Origin of the sequence: Streptomyces sp. LHD-70, from assembly GCF_031157275.1 — a bacterium.
In the GTDB taxonomy this organism is placed as follows: Bacteria; Actinomycetota; Actinomycetes; order Streptomycetales; family Streptomycetaceae; genus Streptomyces.
Genome location: NZ_JAVIFW010000001.1, coordinates 86,860 through 100,711, shown reverse-complemented (window position 1 = coordinate 100,711; position 13,852 = coordinate 86,860). Strand labels below are relative to the sequence as shown.

Genomic DNA, 13,852 nt, shown 5'->3' with positions numbered 1-13,852 from the left:
CTTCGCGTACGGAGAAGCGTGCCGCTACGCGCTCTTCTCGTGCCGCCCGTCGTTCTTCACGATGCGCGGCACCAGCGTCGGGTTGACATTGGAGTGGACGACGTCCGGGGTGATGACGACGCGGGCCACGTCCTTGCGGGACGGGACTTCGTACATCACCGACTGGAGGACTTCCTCCATGATGGCGCGCAGGCCGCGGGCGCCGGTCTGGCGCAGGATCGCCTGGTCGGCGATGGCCTCCAGGGCCTCGTGCTCGAACTCCAGCTCCACGCCGTCGAGTTCGAAGAGGCGCTGGTACTGCTTCACCAGGGCGTTGCGCGGCTCGACCAGGATCTGCAGCAGGGCCTCGCGGTCGAGGTTGTGGACCGACGTGAGGACCGGGAGGCGGCCGATGAACTCGGGGATCATCCCGAACTTCACCAGGTCCTCGGGCATGACGTCCTCGAACTGGTCCTTCTCCTCCAGCTCCCGCTTGGAGTGGATCGTCGCACCGAAGCCGATGCCCTTGGCGCCCGCCCGACCCTCGATGATCTTCTCCAGACCGGCGAAGGCTCCGCCCACGATGAACAGCACGTTCGTCGTGTCGATCTGGATGAACTCCTGGTGCGGGTGCTTACGGCCGCCCTGCGGCGGGACCGAGGCCGTCGTGCCCTCAAGGATCTTGAGGAGGGCCTGCTGGACGCCTTCGCCGCTGACATCGCGCGTGATCGACGGGTTCTCGGACTTGCGAGCCACCTTGTCGATCTCGTCGATGTAGATGATGCCGGTCTCGGCCTTCTTGACGTCGTAGTCCGCGGCCTGGATCAGCTTCAGGAGGATGTTCTCGACGTCCTCGCCGACATAGCCCGCCTCCGTCAGCGCCGTGGCGTCCGCGATGGCGAACGGGACGTTCAGCATCCGGGCCAGGGTCTGGGCGAGGAGGGTCTTGCCCGAACCCGTGGGGCCGAGCAGCAGGATGTTGGACTTCGCCAACTCGATGGCGTCGTCGCGCCCTTGGGCCCCGCCGTTCTCACCGGCCTGGACCCGCTTGTAGTGGTTGTACACCGCGACCGAGAGGGCCTTCTTGGCCGATTCCTGACCTACGACGTAACCCTCGAGGAACTCGTAGATCTCGCGAGGCTTGGGGAGTTCCTCCCACCGGACCTCACTGGTCTCCGCCAGCTCTTCCTCGATGATCTCGTTGCAGAGGTCGATGCACTCGTCGCAGATGTACACACCGGGGCCTGCGATGAGCTTCTTGACCTGCTTCTGACTCTTTCCGCAGAACGAGCACTTGAGCAGATCGCCGCCGTCACCGATGCGTGCCACGAGGTGCTTCCCCTTCGCCTGGGAGACGCCCGTGAAAGACGGCTCCTGGTGCCTCATATCCGACGGTACCTTGCCGGGCCCCCCGTTCGGGCCCCCCTTGGCGCGGTTCGCTTCTTCCGCCAACCGCGCCAAGGGGCTGCAGATACTGCTGTGCTCGGGTCAGGCGACCGACGCGTTCATCTTGCGCGTCGAGATGATCTGGTCGATCAGGCCGTACGACAGCGCGTCCTCGGCAGTGAGGATCTTGTCGCGCTCGATGTCGTCGCGGATCTTGTCGATCGGCGTCGTCGAGTGCTTGGCCAGCATCTCCTCCAGCTGCGCACGCATGCGGAGGATCTCGTTCGCGGCGATCTCCAGGTCGGAGACCTGACCGCGGCCGGTCTCGCTGTACGGCTGGTGGATCAGCACGCGCGCGTTCGGCAGGGCCATGCGCTTGCCGGGCGTACCGGCGGCGAGCAGGACCGCGGCGGCCGAGGCGGCCTGGCCCATGCAGACCGTCTGGATGTCCGGCTTCACGAACTGCATCGTGTCGTAGATCGCGGTGAGCGCCGTGAAGGAGCCGCCGGGGCTGTTGATGTAGACCGAGATGTCCCGGTCCGGGTCCATCGACTCCAGGCACAGGAGCTGCGCCATGACGTCGTTGGCGGAGGCGTCGTCGATCTGCACGCCGAGGAAGATCACGCGCTCCTCGAAGAGCTTCGCGTACGGGTCGTACTCACGCACGCCCTGCGAGGTGCGCTCGACGAAGCGCGGGATGACGTACCGGGACTCGGCGCTCGGGCCGGTGTACTGGCCGGCGGCCTGCTCGGCGCGCACGCGGTCGTAGAGGCCGCTGCCGGGGAATACGTTCACTGGGGTTCTCCTGGAGTGAGCTGGGTCGGCTGGAGGCTTGTCGGGGCGCTCAGGCCCCGGTGCCGCCGCCGCCCGGCATTCCGGCGGCCGTGGGCATGATGTCGTCGATGAGGCCGTACTCCTTGGCCTCCTGCGGGTCGAACCAGCGGTCGCGGTCCGAGTCGCGGGTGACCTGCTCCACGGTCTGGCCGGTGTGGAAGGCCGTCAGCTCGGCCATCTTCTTCTTGGTCAGCAGCAGCCGCTCGGCGTGGATCTTGATGTCCGACGCGGAGCCCGCGAGGCCCGCGGACGGCTGGTGGATCAGGATCTCGGCGTTCGGCAGGGCGAAGCGCTTGCCGGGGGTGCCCGCGCTGAGCAGGAACTGACCCATGGAAGCGGCCATGCCCATGGCGATCGTCACCACGTCGTTCTTGATGTACTGCATGGTGTCGTAGATCGCCATGCCGGCCGTGATCGAGCCGCCGGGGCTGTTGATGTAAAGGAAGATGTCCTTTTCCGGGTCGGCGGCCAGGAGCAGCAGCTGCGCGGTGATCTTGTTGGCAATGTCGTCGTCGACCGGCTGACCGAGGAAGATGATCCGCTCGTTGAGCAGCCGGTTGTAGACCTGGTCGCCGAGGCCACCACCGATGGAAGGCTCGCCGGCGGCGGAGGGCATCAGATTCGTCACGTATCCACCTGCTCGTCTTGCGACGGCGCCGGGCCGTCTCACGTCTTCTGTGGGCCAGGAGCCTCTTTCGGGGACTCCCCTGCCCTCGTAGTTATGGACCCTAACGCGCGGGTCCCTTCGGGGAATCCCGGAGAGGGAACTGTTCGCTGTGAGCGCAGGTTCCTCGCGGGGGCGGTCAGGTGGTATGTGCCGGGTGCCCTGTCCAGGGGCGCGGGGAACTGCGCGCTCAGCCCCCACGAGCCCGCAGACGCGTCTGCCACGGTCTGTCCCACGGCGGCTGCGGCCCGTCGCGGGTTGCTCGCGCAGTTCCCCGCGCCCCTTTCGGGGCACGACTGAGCCCCCGGAGACCCAAAGGTCTCCGGGGGCTCAGTACGGGTGGATCAGGCCTCGGACTTGGTCTCGTCCGTGCCCTCGGCCTCGGCGCCCTCGACGGCAGCCTCGACCGTCTCGGCGGCAGCCTCGGTCTCGTCCTCGTCCGAGAGGTCGACGACCTCGCCGTTCGTGTCCTTGACCGTGGCGGCCTCGACGACGACCGCGAGGGCCTTGCCGCGGGCGACCTCGCCGACCAGCATCGGGACCTGGCCGCCCTCGACGACGGCCTGGGCGAACTGGTCGGGGGACATGCCGGAGGACTGGGCGCGGCGCATGAGGTGCTCGGTGAGCTCCTCCTGGCTGACGTTCAGCTTCTCCTTGTTGACCAGCTCGTCGAGGACGAACTGGGTCTTGATGCCCTTGACGGCCTGCTCACGGGTCTCGGCGTCGAAGTCCTCGGCCGACTTGCCCTGGATCTCCAGGTACTTGGCGAGGTCGAGGCCCATCTGCGCGAGCTGGTGGTTCTCGAGGTTGTGCTTGCGGGTGTGGACCTCGTCCTCGAGCAGCTTCTCGGGGACGGGCACCTCGACCAGCTCGAGCAGCTTCTCCAGGACGCGCTCCTGGGCCTGCGTGGCCTGGTCGTACTGCTTCATGTTCGCGAGGCGCTTGCGGCTGTCCGCCTTGAGCTCGTCCAGGGTGTCGAACTCGGAGGCCAGCTGCGCGAACTCGTCGTCCAGCTCCGGCAGTTCGCGCGCGGCGACCTGCGTGACCTTGACGGTGACCTCGGCGTCCTGGCCCTCGGCGGAGCCGCCCTTGAGCTGCGAGGTGAAGGTGGCCTCGCCGTCGGCCTCCAGGCCGGTGACGGCCTCGTCGATGCCGTCGAGCAGCTCGCCGGAGCCGATGGTGTACGAGACACCGCTGGCGACGCCGTCCTCGAGGACCTCGCCGTCGACCTTGGCCTCCAGGTCGATGGTCAGCACGTCACCCTCGGCGGCGGCGCGCTCGACCGGGGACGTGGACGCGAAGCGCTCGCGGAGCTGCTCCACGGACTTCTCGACGTCCTCGTCGGTGACCTCGACCGCGTCGACCTCGACCTCGATGCCGGAGTAGTCCGGGATCTCGATCTCGGGGCGGATGTCGACCTCGGCGGTGAAGTTCAGCGTCTCGCCGTCCTTCAGCTCCGTGATGTCGACCTCGGGCTGGCCGAGGACGTTGAGCTCGGCCTCGTTGACCGCCTCGGTGTAGAACTTCGGCAGCGCGTCGTTGACGGCCTCTTCGAGGACCGCACCGCGCCCGAAGCGCTGGTCGATGACGCGGGCCGGGATCTTGCCCTTACGGAAGCCCTTCACCGTGACCTGCTGGTTGATCTTCTTGTACGCCGCGTCGAGGCTGTCCTTGAGCTCCTCGAAGGGCACCTCGACAGTGAGCCGAACCCGGGTCGGGTTCAGGGTCTCCACGGCGCTCTTCACGGTTCGGTCTCCTTGGTGGCTGACTTCTGGGGGTTCTGCTTCAGCACACCCCCGCCGCGACTGGGCGGTGGGGAGGGCTTCAGCGGATTGGGTCGCCCGGGAGAACGTCGACAGACGGAGACACACGGGCACGCAACCTGCATAGTAACCGCAGCGGGTACGCGCCCCAAAAGGCGATCTTGGAGGACCACTCCGACGGGTCCCGCGCCCGGCTCCATAAAGAAGAGAGCGCCTGGTGGGACCACTGAAGGTCACTGGTGGTCGGGGTGGCGGGATTTGAACCCACGGCCTTCCGCTCCCAAAGCGGACGCGCTACCAAGCTGCGCCACACCCCGTCGGTGCGACACGTAGGGTACATGCCCGCCGAGCATGCGGCTCCCGCATTGTTCATGGGGGTACGGAGGGGGCTTCGGAGGGGATTCGCGGGGGTGTGGGAAGGGTTTCGCGGGGGCCTCGGAAGGATGGGGTGTGCACCGCGGGGGGCCGACCCGCTACGATGCTGTTCGTGCCGCGGTCGGCGTGACCTGCGGTGCGGTGCTTGCGGGCGTAGCTCAATGGTAGAGCCCTAGTCTTCCAAACTAGCTACGCGGGTTCGATTCCCGTCGCCCGCTCTGTGGCCTCCGGCCCGGTCCGTTTCGCGCGAGAGCGCGGGACACGGATCGGGCCGGAGGCTTTTTGCGTGCGCAGGCGGACACCGCGGCCGGCGGGCTCGGGCGCGGACCGGATGCTCAGGCGTCGGACCGGATGCTCAGGCGTCGGACTGGGTGCTCGGGCATCGGACCGGATGCGCAGGCGCCGGACTCGGTGCTCGGGCAGCAGAGCAGGAGGTCCGGGCGTCAGAACTGGATGGAGTTGAGGGTCTCCGCTATCGAGTTCAGGAAGCGTTGGATGTCGTCGGCCATGCCGGTCGAGGCCAGGAAGAAGCCGAAGAGTATGGCGACGACCGCAGGCCCCGCCTTGAGTGAGCCCCCGCGGATCAGCACCACAAGAATGATCGCCAACAGCAGCACCACAGACAGCGAAATCGCCACACTGATCACACCCTAGGTCGGTCCGCACTCCCGCTCGGAGGCACGCACCCCGCACGCCCCCGCCAGAACCATCGTGCCACCAACGGGCCCTGGCTATGCGGCGGGTGAGACATCGTTGGCCAATGACGAGCACGTCCGTACGGCCCCGCGCGGCACCGGCGCACCACCGGGGCGCACGCGCGCAGCTGTGGCACCTGGGGCGCCGGGCGCCGGAAGCCCGCGGCGTGGCCGGAATTCGGCGTTGGCGAAGGCCGTGGATTTCGGCTTGATCGTTTCCCTGTGCTCCCTGTGCTCCCCGTGCGGCAGCCGTCGCGCCCCTGGACGTACGTCGACTGTGACGGCGCGCACGTATCCCACTTACGGGAGTTGTTCTGCGCGTTCGCAGGGAATTCGAATTGTCGGTGCCGCCACAGCGTCTCGAATGATCCCCGGGCGCCGCGACGGCGTGGGCAAGTTCTCGCGGTGGTCCGGCGGTTGAGGGAATCGCGTAATTGAAGGGGGACATTTCACCGGAGTCGCCTGCGGACGATATGCACCGATCAATACGGATGAAGAGGGACACAACGGGTGTGCATTCAGGCCGCATTGGTGAGATGGATCTCCCTGTGAAGCCTGTGAAGTCCCTATGAGTGGGGGCATGGGGGCGGCATGTGAGGGTACTCGGACAGGCATAAGCGGATATCGCGCCGGTAGTCCGCAGAGGTTTTACGAAAACACTCATCCGCCGCTAGGGTGCCTCAGATGTTCCACGCTGCCTCCCCCACCCCCGAAGGCGCAGTGCGGTCACGGATCGACTCCCCGAGTACGCGGCGGGAGGGCCTGTGACGAATTCGCTGCGCCCGGGTGGCCACCAGAGAAACCCGCTGCCCCCGGCCCGGGAATCGGCATCCGCTGTGCCGAACCCGCGGCCGTCGCAGGGCGGAACGGACGCTCCCACTGACGCGAGCACGCGGAACGCGCCCGGCGCGAAGCCCGCGAAACAGCGTGACGCCTTCTTCGACAACGCGAAGTACTTGGCCATCGTGCTGGTCGCGATGGGGCACTCATGGGAGCCGCTGACAGACGGAAGCCGCGCCGCCGAGGCGCTGTACATGACCGTCTACACGTTCCACATGCCGGCCTTCATCCTGATCTCCGGCTATTTCTCGCGCAGTTTCGATATGCGCGCGGACCGGCTCAAGCGCCTGGTGACGGGTGTGCTCGTGCCGTTCGTGATCTTCGAGGTCGCGTACACCTTCTTCAAGCGGTGGGCGGACGACGATCCGACGCAGCCGATCAGCCTGCTCGACCCCTGGTACCTGACCTGGTTCCTGGCCGCGCTGTTCGTCTGGCGGATGACCACTCCGCTGTGGAAGCTGGTGCGCTGGCCGATTCCGCTGTCGATCGCGGTCGCCGTGCTCGCCTCGGTCTCGCCCGACATCGGCGACGACCTCGATCTGCAGCGCGTCCTGCAGTTCCTGCCGTTCTTCGTCATCGGCCTGTTCATGAAGCCGGAGCACTTCCAGCTCGTGCGGCGCCGTGAGGTCAAGCTGCTCTCGATCCCGGTCTTCGCGTGCGCGCTGCTGCTCGCGTACTGGGCGGGGCCGCGGATGACGTCGGCGTGGTTCTACCACCGCGACAGCGCACAGGAGTTGGGTGCGCCGTGGTGGAGCGGTGTCGTGATGACGCTCGCGCTGCTCGGCTGCTCGCTGGTCCTCGTCGCCTGCTTCTTCGCCTGGGTACCCAAGCGGAAGATGTGGTTCACGATTCTTGGCGCGGGCACGCTGTACGGCTACCTGCTGCACGGCTTCCTCGCCAAGGGCTCCCGTTTCTGGGGCTGGTTCGACGACTACGAGTGGCTGCACAAGCCGCTCGGCGAGATCTTCGTGACCGTGGTCGCGGCGGCGGTCGTCACGGCTCTGTGCACCCCGCCGGTGCAGCGGGCGTTCCGCTTCGCGATGGAGCCGAAGATGGAGTGGGCGTTCAAGCGGGATGCGGCGGCGGTTGCGCGGTCGCGTCGGTAGGTCTTGCGGAGGACGACCCGCACCGTTGTCCCGGGCTCGCCACCTGGGGGCTGAAGGGTCAGCGTCGTAGCGACAGCGCCAGTGCCTCCGCCGCAACCTGCGTGACCGCCTCGCGGGTCGAGTGGGCGAGGAGTTCGGTGCTGATCTCGCCGCCGGCCGCGAGGTGGCGGTCGTACGGCAGGAGATGTACGGCCGCTCCCGTGGCGCGCAGCTTCTCGACCGCCTTGTCCACGTCGAGGCCCCCGTGCGGCACGGCCTCCGTGAGGACGACGACCGTGCCCGCGACGACCTGCCGGGGCAGGCCCGACATCCACTTCAGTACGGAGTGGGTGCTGGCCACGCCCTCGAACGTGGCGGGGGCGACCAGGACCCGGGACTGGGCGGCGGAGAGCGCGGTGCGGGCCACCTCGGCGGGCAGGGTCTCGCAGTCCACGACGGTCACGCCGAAGTAGCGGCGCAGCGCCACCATGGCCTTCTCGTACGCCTTGGTGTCGAGCATCGCGCCGACCTCGCCCTTACTGCCCGGCAACAGCCAGGCGTTGTCGGGGAGTTGGACGAGATAGCCGGTGACGTCGAGCAGGGACATGGACGGTTCGAGCATCCCGGCGAGGTCGCGCACCGTCCAGCGCAGCGACTCGGCGCCGAGCCGGAACGGCAGGGTGCCGAGCGCCGGGTCGGCCTCGACGAGCAGCACCGGATCGTGCCGGTAGTGCGCGTACGTCCGGCCGAGCAGCGCCGAGACGGTGGACTTGCCCGCGCCGCCGCGGATCGACGTGACGGCGATCTGGCGTCCGGTGGCCACCGGCTGCTGCAGCGTCTCGGCGGTACGGGAGGCCTCGGCGACCTCGCGCGCCGCCGACGAGGAGACGGTGCGGCGCACGGCCCGCAGGGCGCGGCCGACGAGCGGTTCGCCGTGCCGCGGCTTGCGCCGGGTCCCGGCGAGCGAGTCGTCCACGACCGGCAGCGAGCTGAACGTGCCGCGCACGGGGGCCGCACCGGGCGGGGCGTACGGGGACTGCGGCGGGGTCGGCGCCTCAGGGTGCGGCGTGACCTGCGGGGGTGCGGCGGGCGGTTGGGCCTGCTGGTCAACTGCCGTGGGGCGGCCGAGCGGGGGCGTGGCGGAGAGGTCAGCGGCGGAGGAGGGCACCGGAACGGACGGGATGACGGCTGTCACCTCTTCCGAAGCCGGCATCGATGGGTGAACCGATGGAGGCACCGAACCGGCGGGCTGCGCGGGCGGCAGCGGTACGGAGGCCGGGGCTGAGACCGGGGCTGAGACCGGGGCTTCGGGGACGACGTCCCTGAGTACGGCGGTCGCGGCGTCGGGAAGCGGCGCGGCGGCCGGTGCGGGAGTCGGTGCGGGAGTCGGTGCGGCGGCCGGTGCGGGACTCGGCGCAGGGGCCAGCGCGGGGTTCGGCTCGGTGAAGTCGTCGAGGAGCGGAGGAGCATCGGCGGTGCGGGTACCGGTACCCGCACCCGCTCCCGTACCCGCACCGTCCGTGGGCTTCGCCAGGGACGGGCCGGGCGAGCCCGCACCGCGTACCGCCTCCGGGCCCGTGTGGTGCTCGGGCCGGTCCTGGTCTCCGTTCGGCATCATGTCCCTCTCCCCTGCTGCCCGTTCAGGATCCGCCGAGCAGGTGCGCGTACACACCGAAGACTCCGACCGTGAGCGGCAACAGGCCGACCACTCCGATCGATTCGACCAGGTCGGCCGCGCGCCGTAGCCGCTGCGCGAGCGGCGGCGCGGGCTGCAGGACGAGGGCGAGCAGCGGCAGGGCGGCGGCCAGGCCGAGGAGCAGGAGCGGGCCCGGCCCGTCCGTGCTGCGCAGCCAGAGTTCCGCGAGCCGTACGACGAGTACGGCGGCGGCCGCGAACACCGCGACGACCTCGACGGCCAGCGGGAACGCCCGCGCCCTGGCGAGGAGTACGACGGCGGTGACCGCGGTGGCCAGGACCGTCCACGGCGTGGGCGCGGCCGAGGTGAGCAGCCAGCCCGCTGCCGCCGTCGAGGCCGCCGTGAGGACGGTGGCGGTGACGAGGCCGCGGTGGGTGTCGGCGAGCGCGTCGGCGACATGGTGGCGGCTGACCGAACTGCCCGCCGCGCGCCGGTCGTCGATGGCCGTCAGGCCGGTGGCGCGCAGCGCGATCCGGGGCAGCAGGCCGAGCAGGACGAGCGAGGCGAGCGCGAGCAGGGCGCCGAGCCGGGCCGGTTCGCCGTCGACGACGAGCGCGGCCAGTTCCCACAGCGCGGTGAGCGCCACGGCGGCGCCCGCGCCGACGAGCCCGGCACGGGCGAACGGCGTGCAGAGCCCGAGCAGCAGCAGGCCGAGCGCGACGGCGGCCGCGGTGACGGCGAGCCGGGCCGCGCCGGGCAGCGCGTGCGCGTCGGCCACGGCCCAGGCACCGGCCACGGCGAACAGGGCGGCGATCACAAGGAGTACGGCCGCGAGCCCGCGGTTGCCGCGGCCCGCGACGGACGCGGGGCCGCCGCTGCCGGGCCGGGCGGCGAGCGCGCCGACGGCGGCGATGACGAGTGCGGTGCCGAGCAGGCCGTACGCCACCGGGCCCGCCGGGTAGGCGGCGCGGGCGAACTGCGTGGTCACGGCGGCGAGGAGGAGTGCGGCGGCGGCCGCGACGGGGCGGCGCGCGGCGGGCCGCCAGCGCCAGGTCCGCAGGTCGAGCCGCCCGGCCGGCTCCGCGCCGACCGGGTCCGCCGCTGCTGCGGGGGCCGGTTCGTGCGGCTCCGTCGACGTGTCCACCCCACCCACCACGTTCACCACGCGCGGGAACCTCTCATCGCCAACCTCTTTGCCCTGCTGTGTAGTTGAGCCCTGGTGCGGTTCCTCATACGTCGCCCCCGAGTCCGGATCCAAGTCCGGATCCAGGTCCGGATCCAGGTCCGGATCCAGGTCCGGATCCAGGTCCGGATCCAGGTCCGGATCCAGGTCCGGATCCAGGTCCGGGTTCGAGTCCGAGCAGGCCGCGCATCTCCGCGTATTTGCGGGTCAGTCGGTCGCGCGTCGGCTCGTCCAGGGCGGCGAGCCGGGCCGGATCGGCATTGTGCGCGAGATCGGCGGTTTTGACGAGGGTGGCGCCGGGAGTCGCGAGGATGCGGTCGGCGTAGCCTCGCGGGTTCTCGCCGGGGCGTTTGGTGAGGGCCAGGACGATCTGTTTCGTACGGGCGGTGAGCGGGGCGTCGGCCAGCCACTGCTCGGTGAGGGCCGCGTCCTCGATCGCGTCGTGCAGCCAGGCCGCGGCGATCTGTTCGTCGTCGCCCCCTCGGGCGCGCACTCCCTCGGCGACGGCGGCCAGATGTTCGGCGTACGGCCGTCCCGCCTTGTCGGTCTGCGTGGCGTGGGCGTCCCGGGCGAGGGCCTCGACCTCGGTGAGGCTCAGCCTCCGCTGCCGCTGCTGTTGCCGCCGCTCCATCCGTGCCCCCTCCCGCGGCAGATCCTGCCGCGCCTCCCTGCCCGGCATTCTCCCGTACGCGAGCGGAGGCCCCGGCACCGGACCCTCAGTTTCCCCCTCAATCGTTTGGTAACCTAATTATTGACGCTTTCTTGACGCTCCCTTTGCTTGCCGAAGGGGCATCTCGCATGCTCACCCGACCGCGCACGACCCGACTCGGAGGTACGGCCCATCGGACACGCAGACACCCTGATAGCCATGGGCGGCGCCTTCCTCGCCGCCGCAGTCCTCGCCCGCCTCGGCGGCCGGATCGGACTGCCCACCATTCCCCTCTTCATCCTGGCCGGGATCCTCCTCGGCCCGCACACCCCCGGCTGGGTGCTGCTCTCCGACCCGCACGACCTGGAGATGCTCTCGGCGCTCGGCCTGGTGCTGCTGCTCTTCTACCTCGGCCTTGAATTCCACATGGACGACCTCAAGGCGGGCGGCCGCAAGATGGCCCTCGCCGGCGGGGCGTATCTGGTGCTGAACGTCGGCGCGGGCCTGGGCTTCGGCTTCGCCCTCGGCTGGGGCACCTCCGAGGCGCTGGTTCTCGCCGGGGTGCTCGGCATCTCGTCCTCGGCGATCGTCACCAAGGTCCTGGTGGACACGGGTCGGCTGGGCAACCCCGAGACCAAGCCGATCCTCGGGATCATCGTGGTCGAGGACGTCTTCCTCGCCCTCTACCTGGCCGCGCTCCAGCCCATCCTGTCCGGCGCCGACAGCCTCTCCTCGGCCCTGATGGACGGCGGCAAGGCCTTCGGCTTCCTGCTGCTGCTCGCGCTGGCCGCGCGGTTCGGTACGAAGCTGGTCGGCCGGCTCATCAACACCCCGGACGACGAGCTGCTCGTCATCTCCTTCCTCGGCGCGGCCGTCTTCCTCGCCGGTGTCTCCGAGTGGTTCGGGGTCGCGGACGCGATCGGCGCGTTCATGGTCGGCCTGATGCTCGGCTCCACCAGCTCCGGCGAGCGCATCCGGAAGCTGGTCCACCCGCTGCGGGACGCGTTCGGCGCGATCTTCTTCTTCGCCTTCGGCCTCTCCATCGACCCCGGTGACCTGCCGGTGGTGCTGTGGCCGGTGCTCGCCGCTGTCGCGCTGACGCTGCTGATGAACGTGCTCGCGGGACTCGCGGCGGCGAAGGTGTACGACTTCGGGGCCGGGCCCGCGGCGAACATTTCGACGACGCTGCTTGCGCGGGGGGAGTTCGCGCTGATCCTCGCCACGATGGCCGCTGCCGCGGGCCTGGACGAGCGGCTGTCGCCGTTCATCGCGGGGTACGTGCTGCTGCTTGCGGTTCTCGGGCCTCTTGCTGCCGGGCGGTCGCAACTGCTGGCACGGGTTCTGCCGGGCGTACGGGGGGTTCCCTCGGGGTCGACGGAGGAGCGGGTCGGCGCGGGGGTGTAGGGCTGTTCGCCCGGCGACGAGACAGGACCCCGCAGACGTGACCCGCTACGCGTCCCGACAGATCAACAGCAACGCCCGGTCATCGTTGACGTCCTTCGCCACGGCCTCGATCAAGTGCCACGCGGCCCCGTGAAAGCCCCCGGCAACGTAGCGGTCGGCCTCTCCGGTCAGGCGGTCGATGCCCTCGGAGAGGTCGCGCTCGGCCGTCTCGACCAGGCCGTCGGTGAAGAGCATCAGCACGTCGCCGGGGCGCAGGCACCCCTTCGCCGGGTCGAACTGCGCCCCGTCGTACACCCCGAGCAGCGGGCCCTCGGCGGACTTCTCCTCCCAGCGGCCGGTGCCGGCGTGCAGCTGGACGGCGGGCGGGTGGCCAGCGGAGAGGAGTTCGTAGTCCCCGGAGTCCAGGTCGAGGGCGAGGTGGATGGACGTGGCGAAGCCCTCGTCCCAGTCCTGGCGGAGCAGATAGCCGTTGGCGGCGGGCAGGAACGCGTGCGGCGGCAGCGAGCCGAGCAGTCCGCCGAAGGCGCCGGAGAGCAGCAGCGCACGGGAGCCCGCGTCCATGCCCTTGCCGGAGACGTCGGTGAGGACGACCTCAAGGGTGCGCCCACCGCTGGTGCGCGCGGCGACCACGAAGTCACCGGAGAACGACTGGCCGCCCGCGGGCCGCAGCGCCATCTCGCGGTGCCAGCCGGGCGGGAGCCCCGGCAGCTTGCTCTGGGTCTTGATGCGCTCGCGCAGGTCGAACAGCATCGTGCCGCCGCGCCGCCACGGCACCCCGACCCGGCTGCGGAACTGCGCGATGACCAGGCCGAAGAAGCCGCAGGCCGCCACGGTCAGGACGATGCCGGGCGTGACCCGCGAGGCCCCCTCGGTGTACGGGCCGAGCTGCACCGACTCGACGATCAGGGCTCCGGCGGCCGCCGCGTACAGGCCGAGCAGGCTGGCCGGGCGGAGCAGCAGGCCGCCCGCGACGATCGGCAGGACGAGCAGGGCGGGCGAGAACCAGACCGGCATCGCGAGCGTGCCGAGGGCGATCACCGGGATGGTGAGGAGAAGTCCGGCCAGGGCGATCCAGTCGGAGCCGTCGCCGCGGAAGTAGTCGACGCCGGATTTGCGCAGCGCGATGCGGGCCCGGTGCAGACGCTTGCGCAACCGGGCCGGGAACGTCTCCGCTGCCGCGCGCCGCTCGGGGTCGCGGCGGCTCCTATGTCGTACCGCCATTGCTCGCGGACTCTATACACGCTTCCTTGAGATGCGCACGGGAGGTCCCGGTTGTCCCTCAGTCGAGCGGGACGAACGGCCCGGACGTGACGGCAGAAATCCCCTCGCCCCCGCTCGACGGGGGTTGATAGGGATGGG

Annotated in this window: 11 protein-coding genes and 2 tRNA genes; 3 read left to right on the top strand and 10 right to left on the bottom strand. The window is 70.0% G+C overall.

The genetic code is table 11. The annotated features are described in order from the left end of the window. Positions 1-24: 24 nt before the first annotated feature. From clpX to RCO28_RS00400, 5 genes are all read right to left on the bottom strand, one after another. Complete coding sequence (gene clpX / locus RCO28_RS00420) at positions 25-1,308, bottom strand: ATP-dependent Clp protease ATP-binding subunit ClpX (protein ID WP_308938864.1); 1,284 nt, start codon at positions 1,306-1,308, stop codon at positions 25-27. A 159-nt stretch (positions 1,309-1,467) separates the two neighbouring features. Then, the gene (locus RCO28_RS00415; RefSeq protein WP_308938863.1) at positions 1,468-2,160 is read right to left on the bottom strand and encodes an ATP-dependent Clp protease proteolytic subunit; all 693 of its coding nucleotides are present in this window, start codon (positions 2,158-2,160) and stop codon (positions 1,468-1,470) included. A 49-nt stretch (positions 2,161-2,209) separates the two neighbouring features. Next, the gene (locus tag RCO28_RS00410) at positions 2,210-2,815 is read right to left on the bottom strand and encodes an ATP-dependent Clp protease proteolytic subunit (RefSeq protein WP_282515113.1); all 606 of its coding nucleotides are present in this window, start codon (positions 2,813-2,815) and stop codon (positions 2,210-2,212) included. Between the two features lie 392 nt (positions 2,816-3,207). After that, positions 3,208-4,608: a trigger factor gene (gene tig / locus RCO28_RS00405; RefSeq protein ID WP_308938862.1), complete on the bottom strand. Its 1,401-nt coding sequence runs from the start codon at positions 4,606-4,608 to the stop codon at positions 3,208-3,210. 258 nt (positions 4,609-4,866) lie between these two features. Beyond that, positions 4,867-4,943 (bottom strand) — tRNA-Pro (locus RCO28_RS00400). A gap of 205 nt (positions 4,944-5,148) precedes the next feature. Here RCO28_RS00400 and RCO28_RS00395 point away from each other — a divergent pair. Next, positions 5,149-5,219 (top strand) — tRNA-Gly (locus RCO28_RS00395). A 225-nt stretch (positions 5,220-5,444) separates the two neighbouring features. Here RCO28_RS00395 and RCO28_RS00390 read toward each other — a convergent pair. Continuing rightward, positions 5,445-5,639: a hypothetical protein gene (locus tag RCO28_RS00390; protein WP_308938861.1), complete on the bottom strand. Its 195-nt coding sequence runs from the start codon at positions 5,637-5,639 to the stop codon at positions 5,445-5,447. 821 nt (positions 5,640-6,460) lie between these two features. Between RCO28_RS00390 and RCO28_RS00385 the strand changes: the two genes are divergently transcribed. Beyond that, positions 6,461-7,642, top strand: a complete 1,182-nt coding sequence (locus RCO28_RS00385; protein WP_308938860.1) for an acyltransferase family protein — start codon at positions 6,461-6,463, stop codon at positions 7,640-7,642. 58 nt (positions 7,643-7,700) lie between these two features. Here the strand turns inward: RCO28_RS00385 and RCO28_RS00380 are convergent, their stop codons facing one another. The 3 genes from RCO28_RS00380 to RCO28_RS00370 form a co-directional block, all read right to left on the bottom strand. Continuing rightward, complete coding sequence (locus RCO28_RS00380; RefSeq protein ID WP_308938859.1) at positions 7,701-9,239, bottom strand: hypothetical protein; 1,539 nt, start codon at positions 9,237-9,239, stop codon at positions 7,701-7,703. A 22-nt stretch (positions 9,240-9,261) separates the two neighbouring features. Further along, entirely contained in the window at positions 9,262-10,422 is a 1,161-nt protein-coding gene (locus RCO28_RS00375) for a type VII secretion integral membrane protein EccD (protein ID WP_308938858.1), read from the bottom strand. A 64-nt stretch (positions 10,423-10,486) separates the two neighbouring features. Beyond that, positions 10,487-11,071, bottom strand: a complete 585-nt coding sequence (locus RCO28_RS00370) for an HD domain-containing protein (RefSeq protein ID WP_308938857.1) — start codon at positions 11,069-11,071, stop codon at positions 10,487-10,489. Positions 11,072-11,308: 237 nt separating this feature from the next. Here RCO28_RS00370 and RCO28_RS00365 point away from each other — a divergent pair, with 237 nt between their 5' ends. After that, positions 11,309-12,493 (top strand): cation:proton antiporter, encoded by a 1,185-nt coding sequence (locus RCO28_RS00365; RefSeq protein WP_308938856.1) that lies wholly within the window; start codon positions 11,309-11,311, stop codon positions 12,491-12,493. Between the two features lie 45 nt (positions 12,494-12,538). On the opposite strand, the gene RCO28_RS00360 is transcribed toward RCO28_RS00365, so the two are convergent. Continuing rightward, positions 12,539-13,714, bottom strand: a complete 1,176-nt coding sequence (locus RCO28_RS00360; protein ID WP_308938855.1) for a PP2C family protein-serine/threonine phosphatase — start codon at positions 13,712-13,714, stop codon at positions 12,539-12,541. Between the last annotated feature and the right edge of the window lie 138 nt (positions 13,715-13,852).

Excerpts from the sequence above, each read along its gene's own strand:
- RCO28_RS00410 (WP_282515113.1), bottom strand. The coding sequence starts at position 2,815 with ATGCCCTCCGCCGCCGGCGAGCCTTCCATCGGTGGTGGCCTCGGCGAC.
- RCO28_RS00380 (WP_308938859.1), bottom strand. The coding sequence starts at position 9,239 with ATGATGCCGAACGGAGACCAGGACCGGCCCGAGCACCACACGGGCCCG.
- RCO28_RS00370 (WP_308938857.1), bottom strand. The coding sequence starts at position 11,071 with ATGGAGCGGCGGCAACAGCAGCGGCAGCGGAGGCTGAGCCTCACCGAG.
- RCO28_RS00365 (WP_308938856.1), top strand. The coding sequence starts at position 11,309 with ATGGGCGGCGCCTTCCTCGCCGCCGCAGTCCTCGCCCGCCTCGGCGGC.
- RCO28_RS00360 (WP_308938855.1), bottom strand. The coding sequence starts at position 13,714 with ATGGCGGTACGACATAGGAGCCGCCGCGACCCCGAGCGGCGCGCGGCA.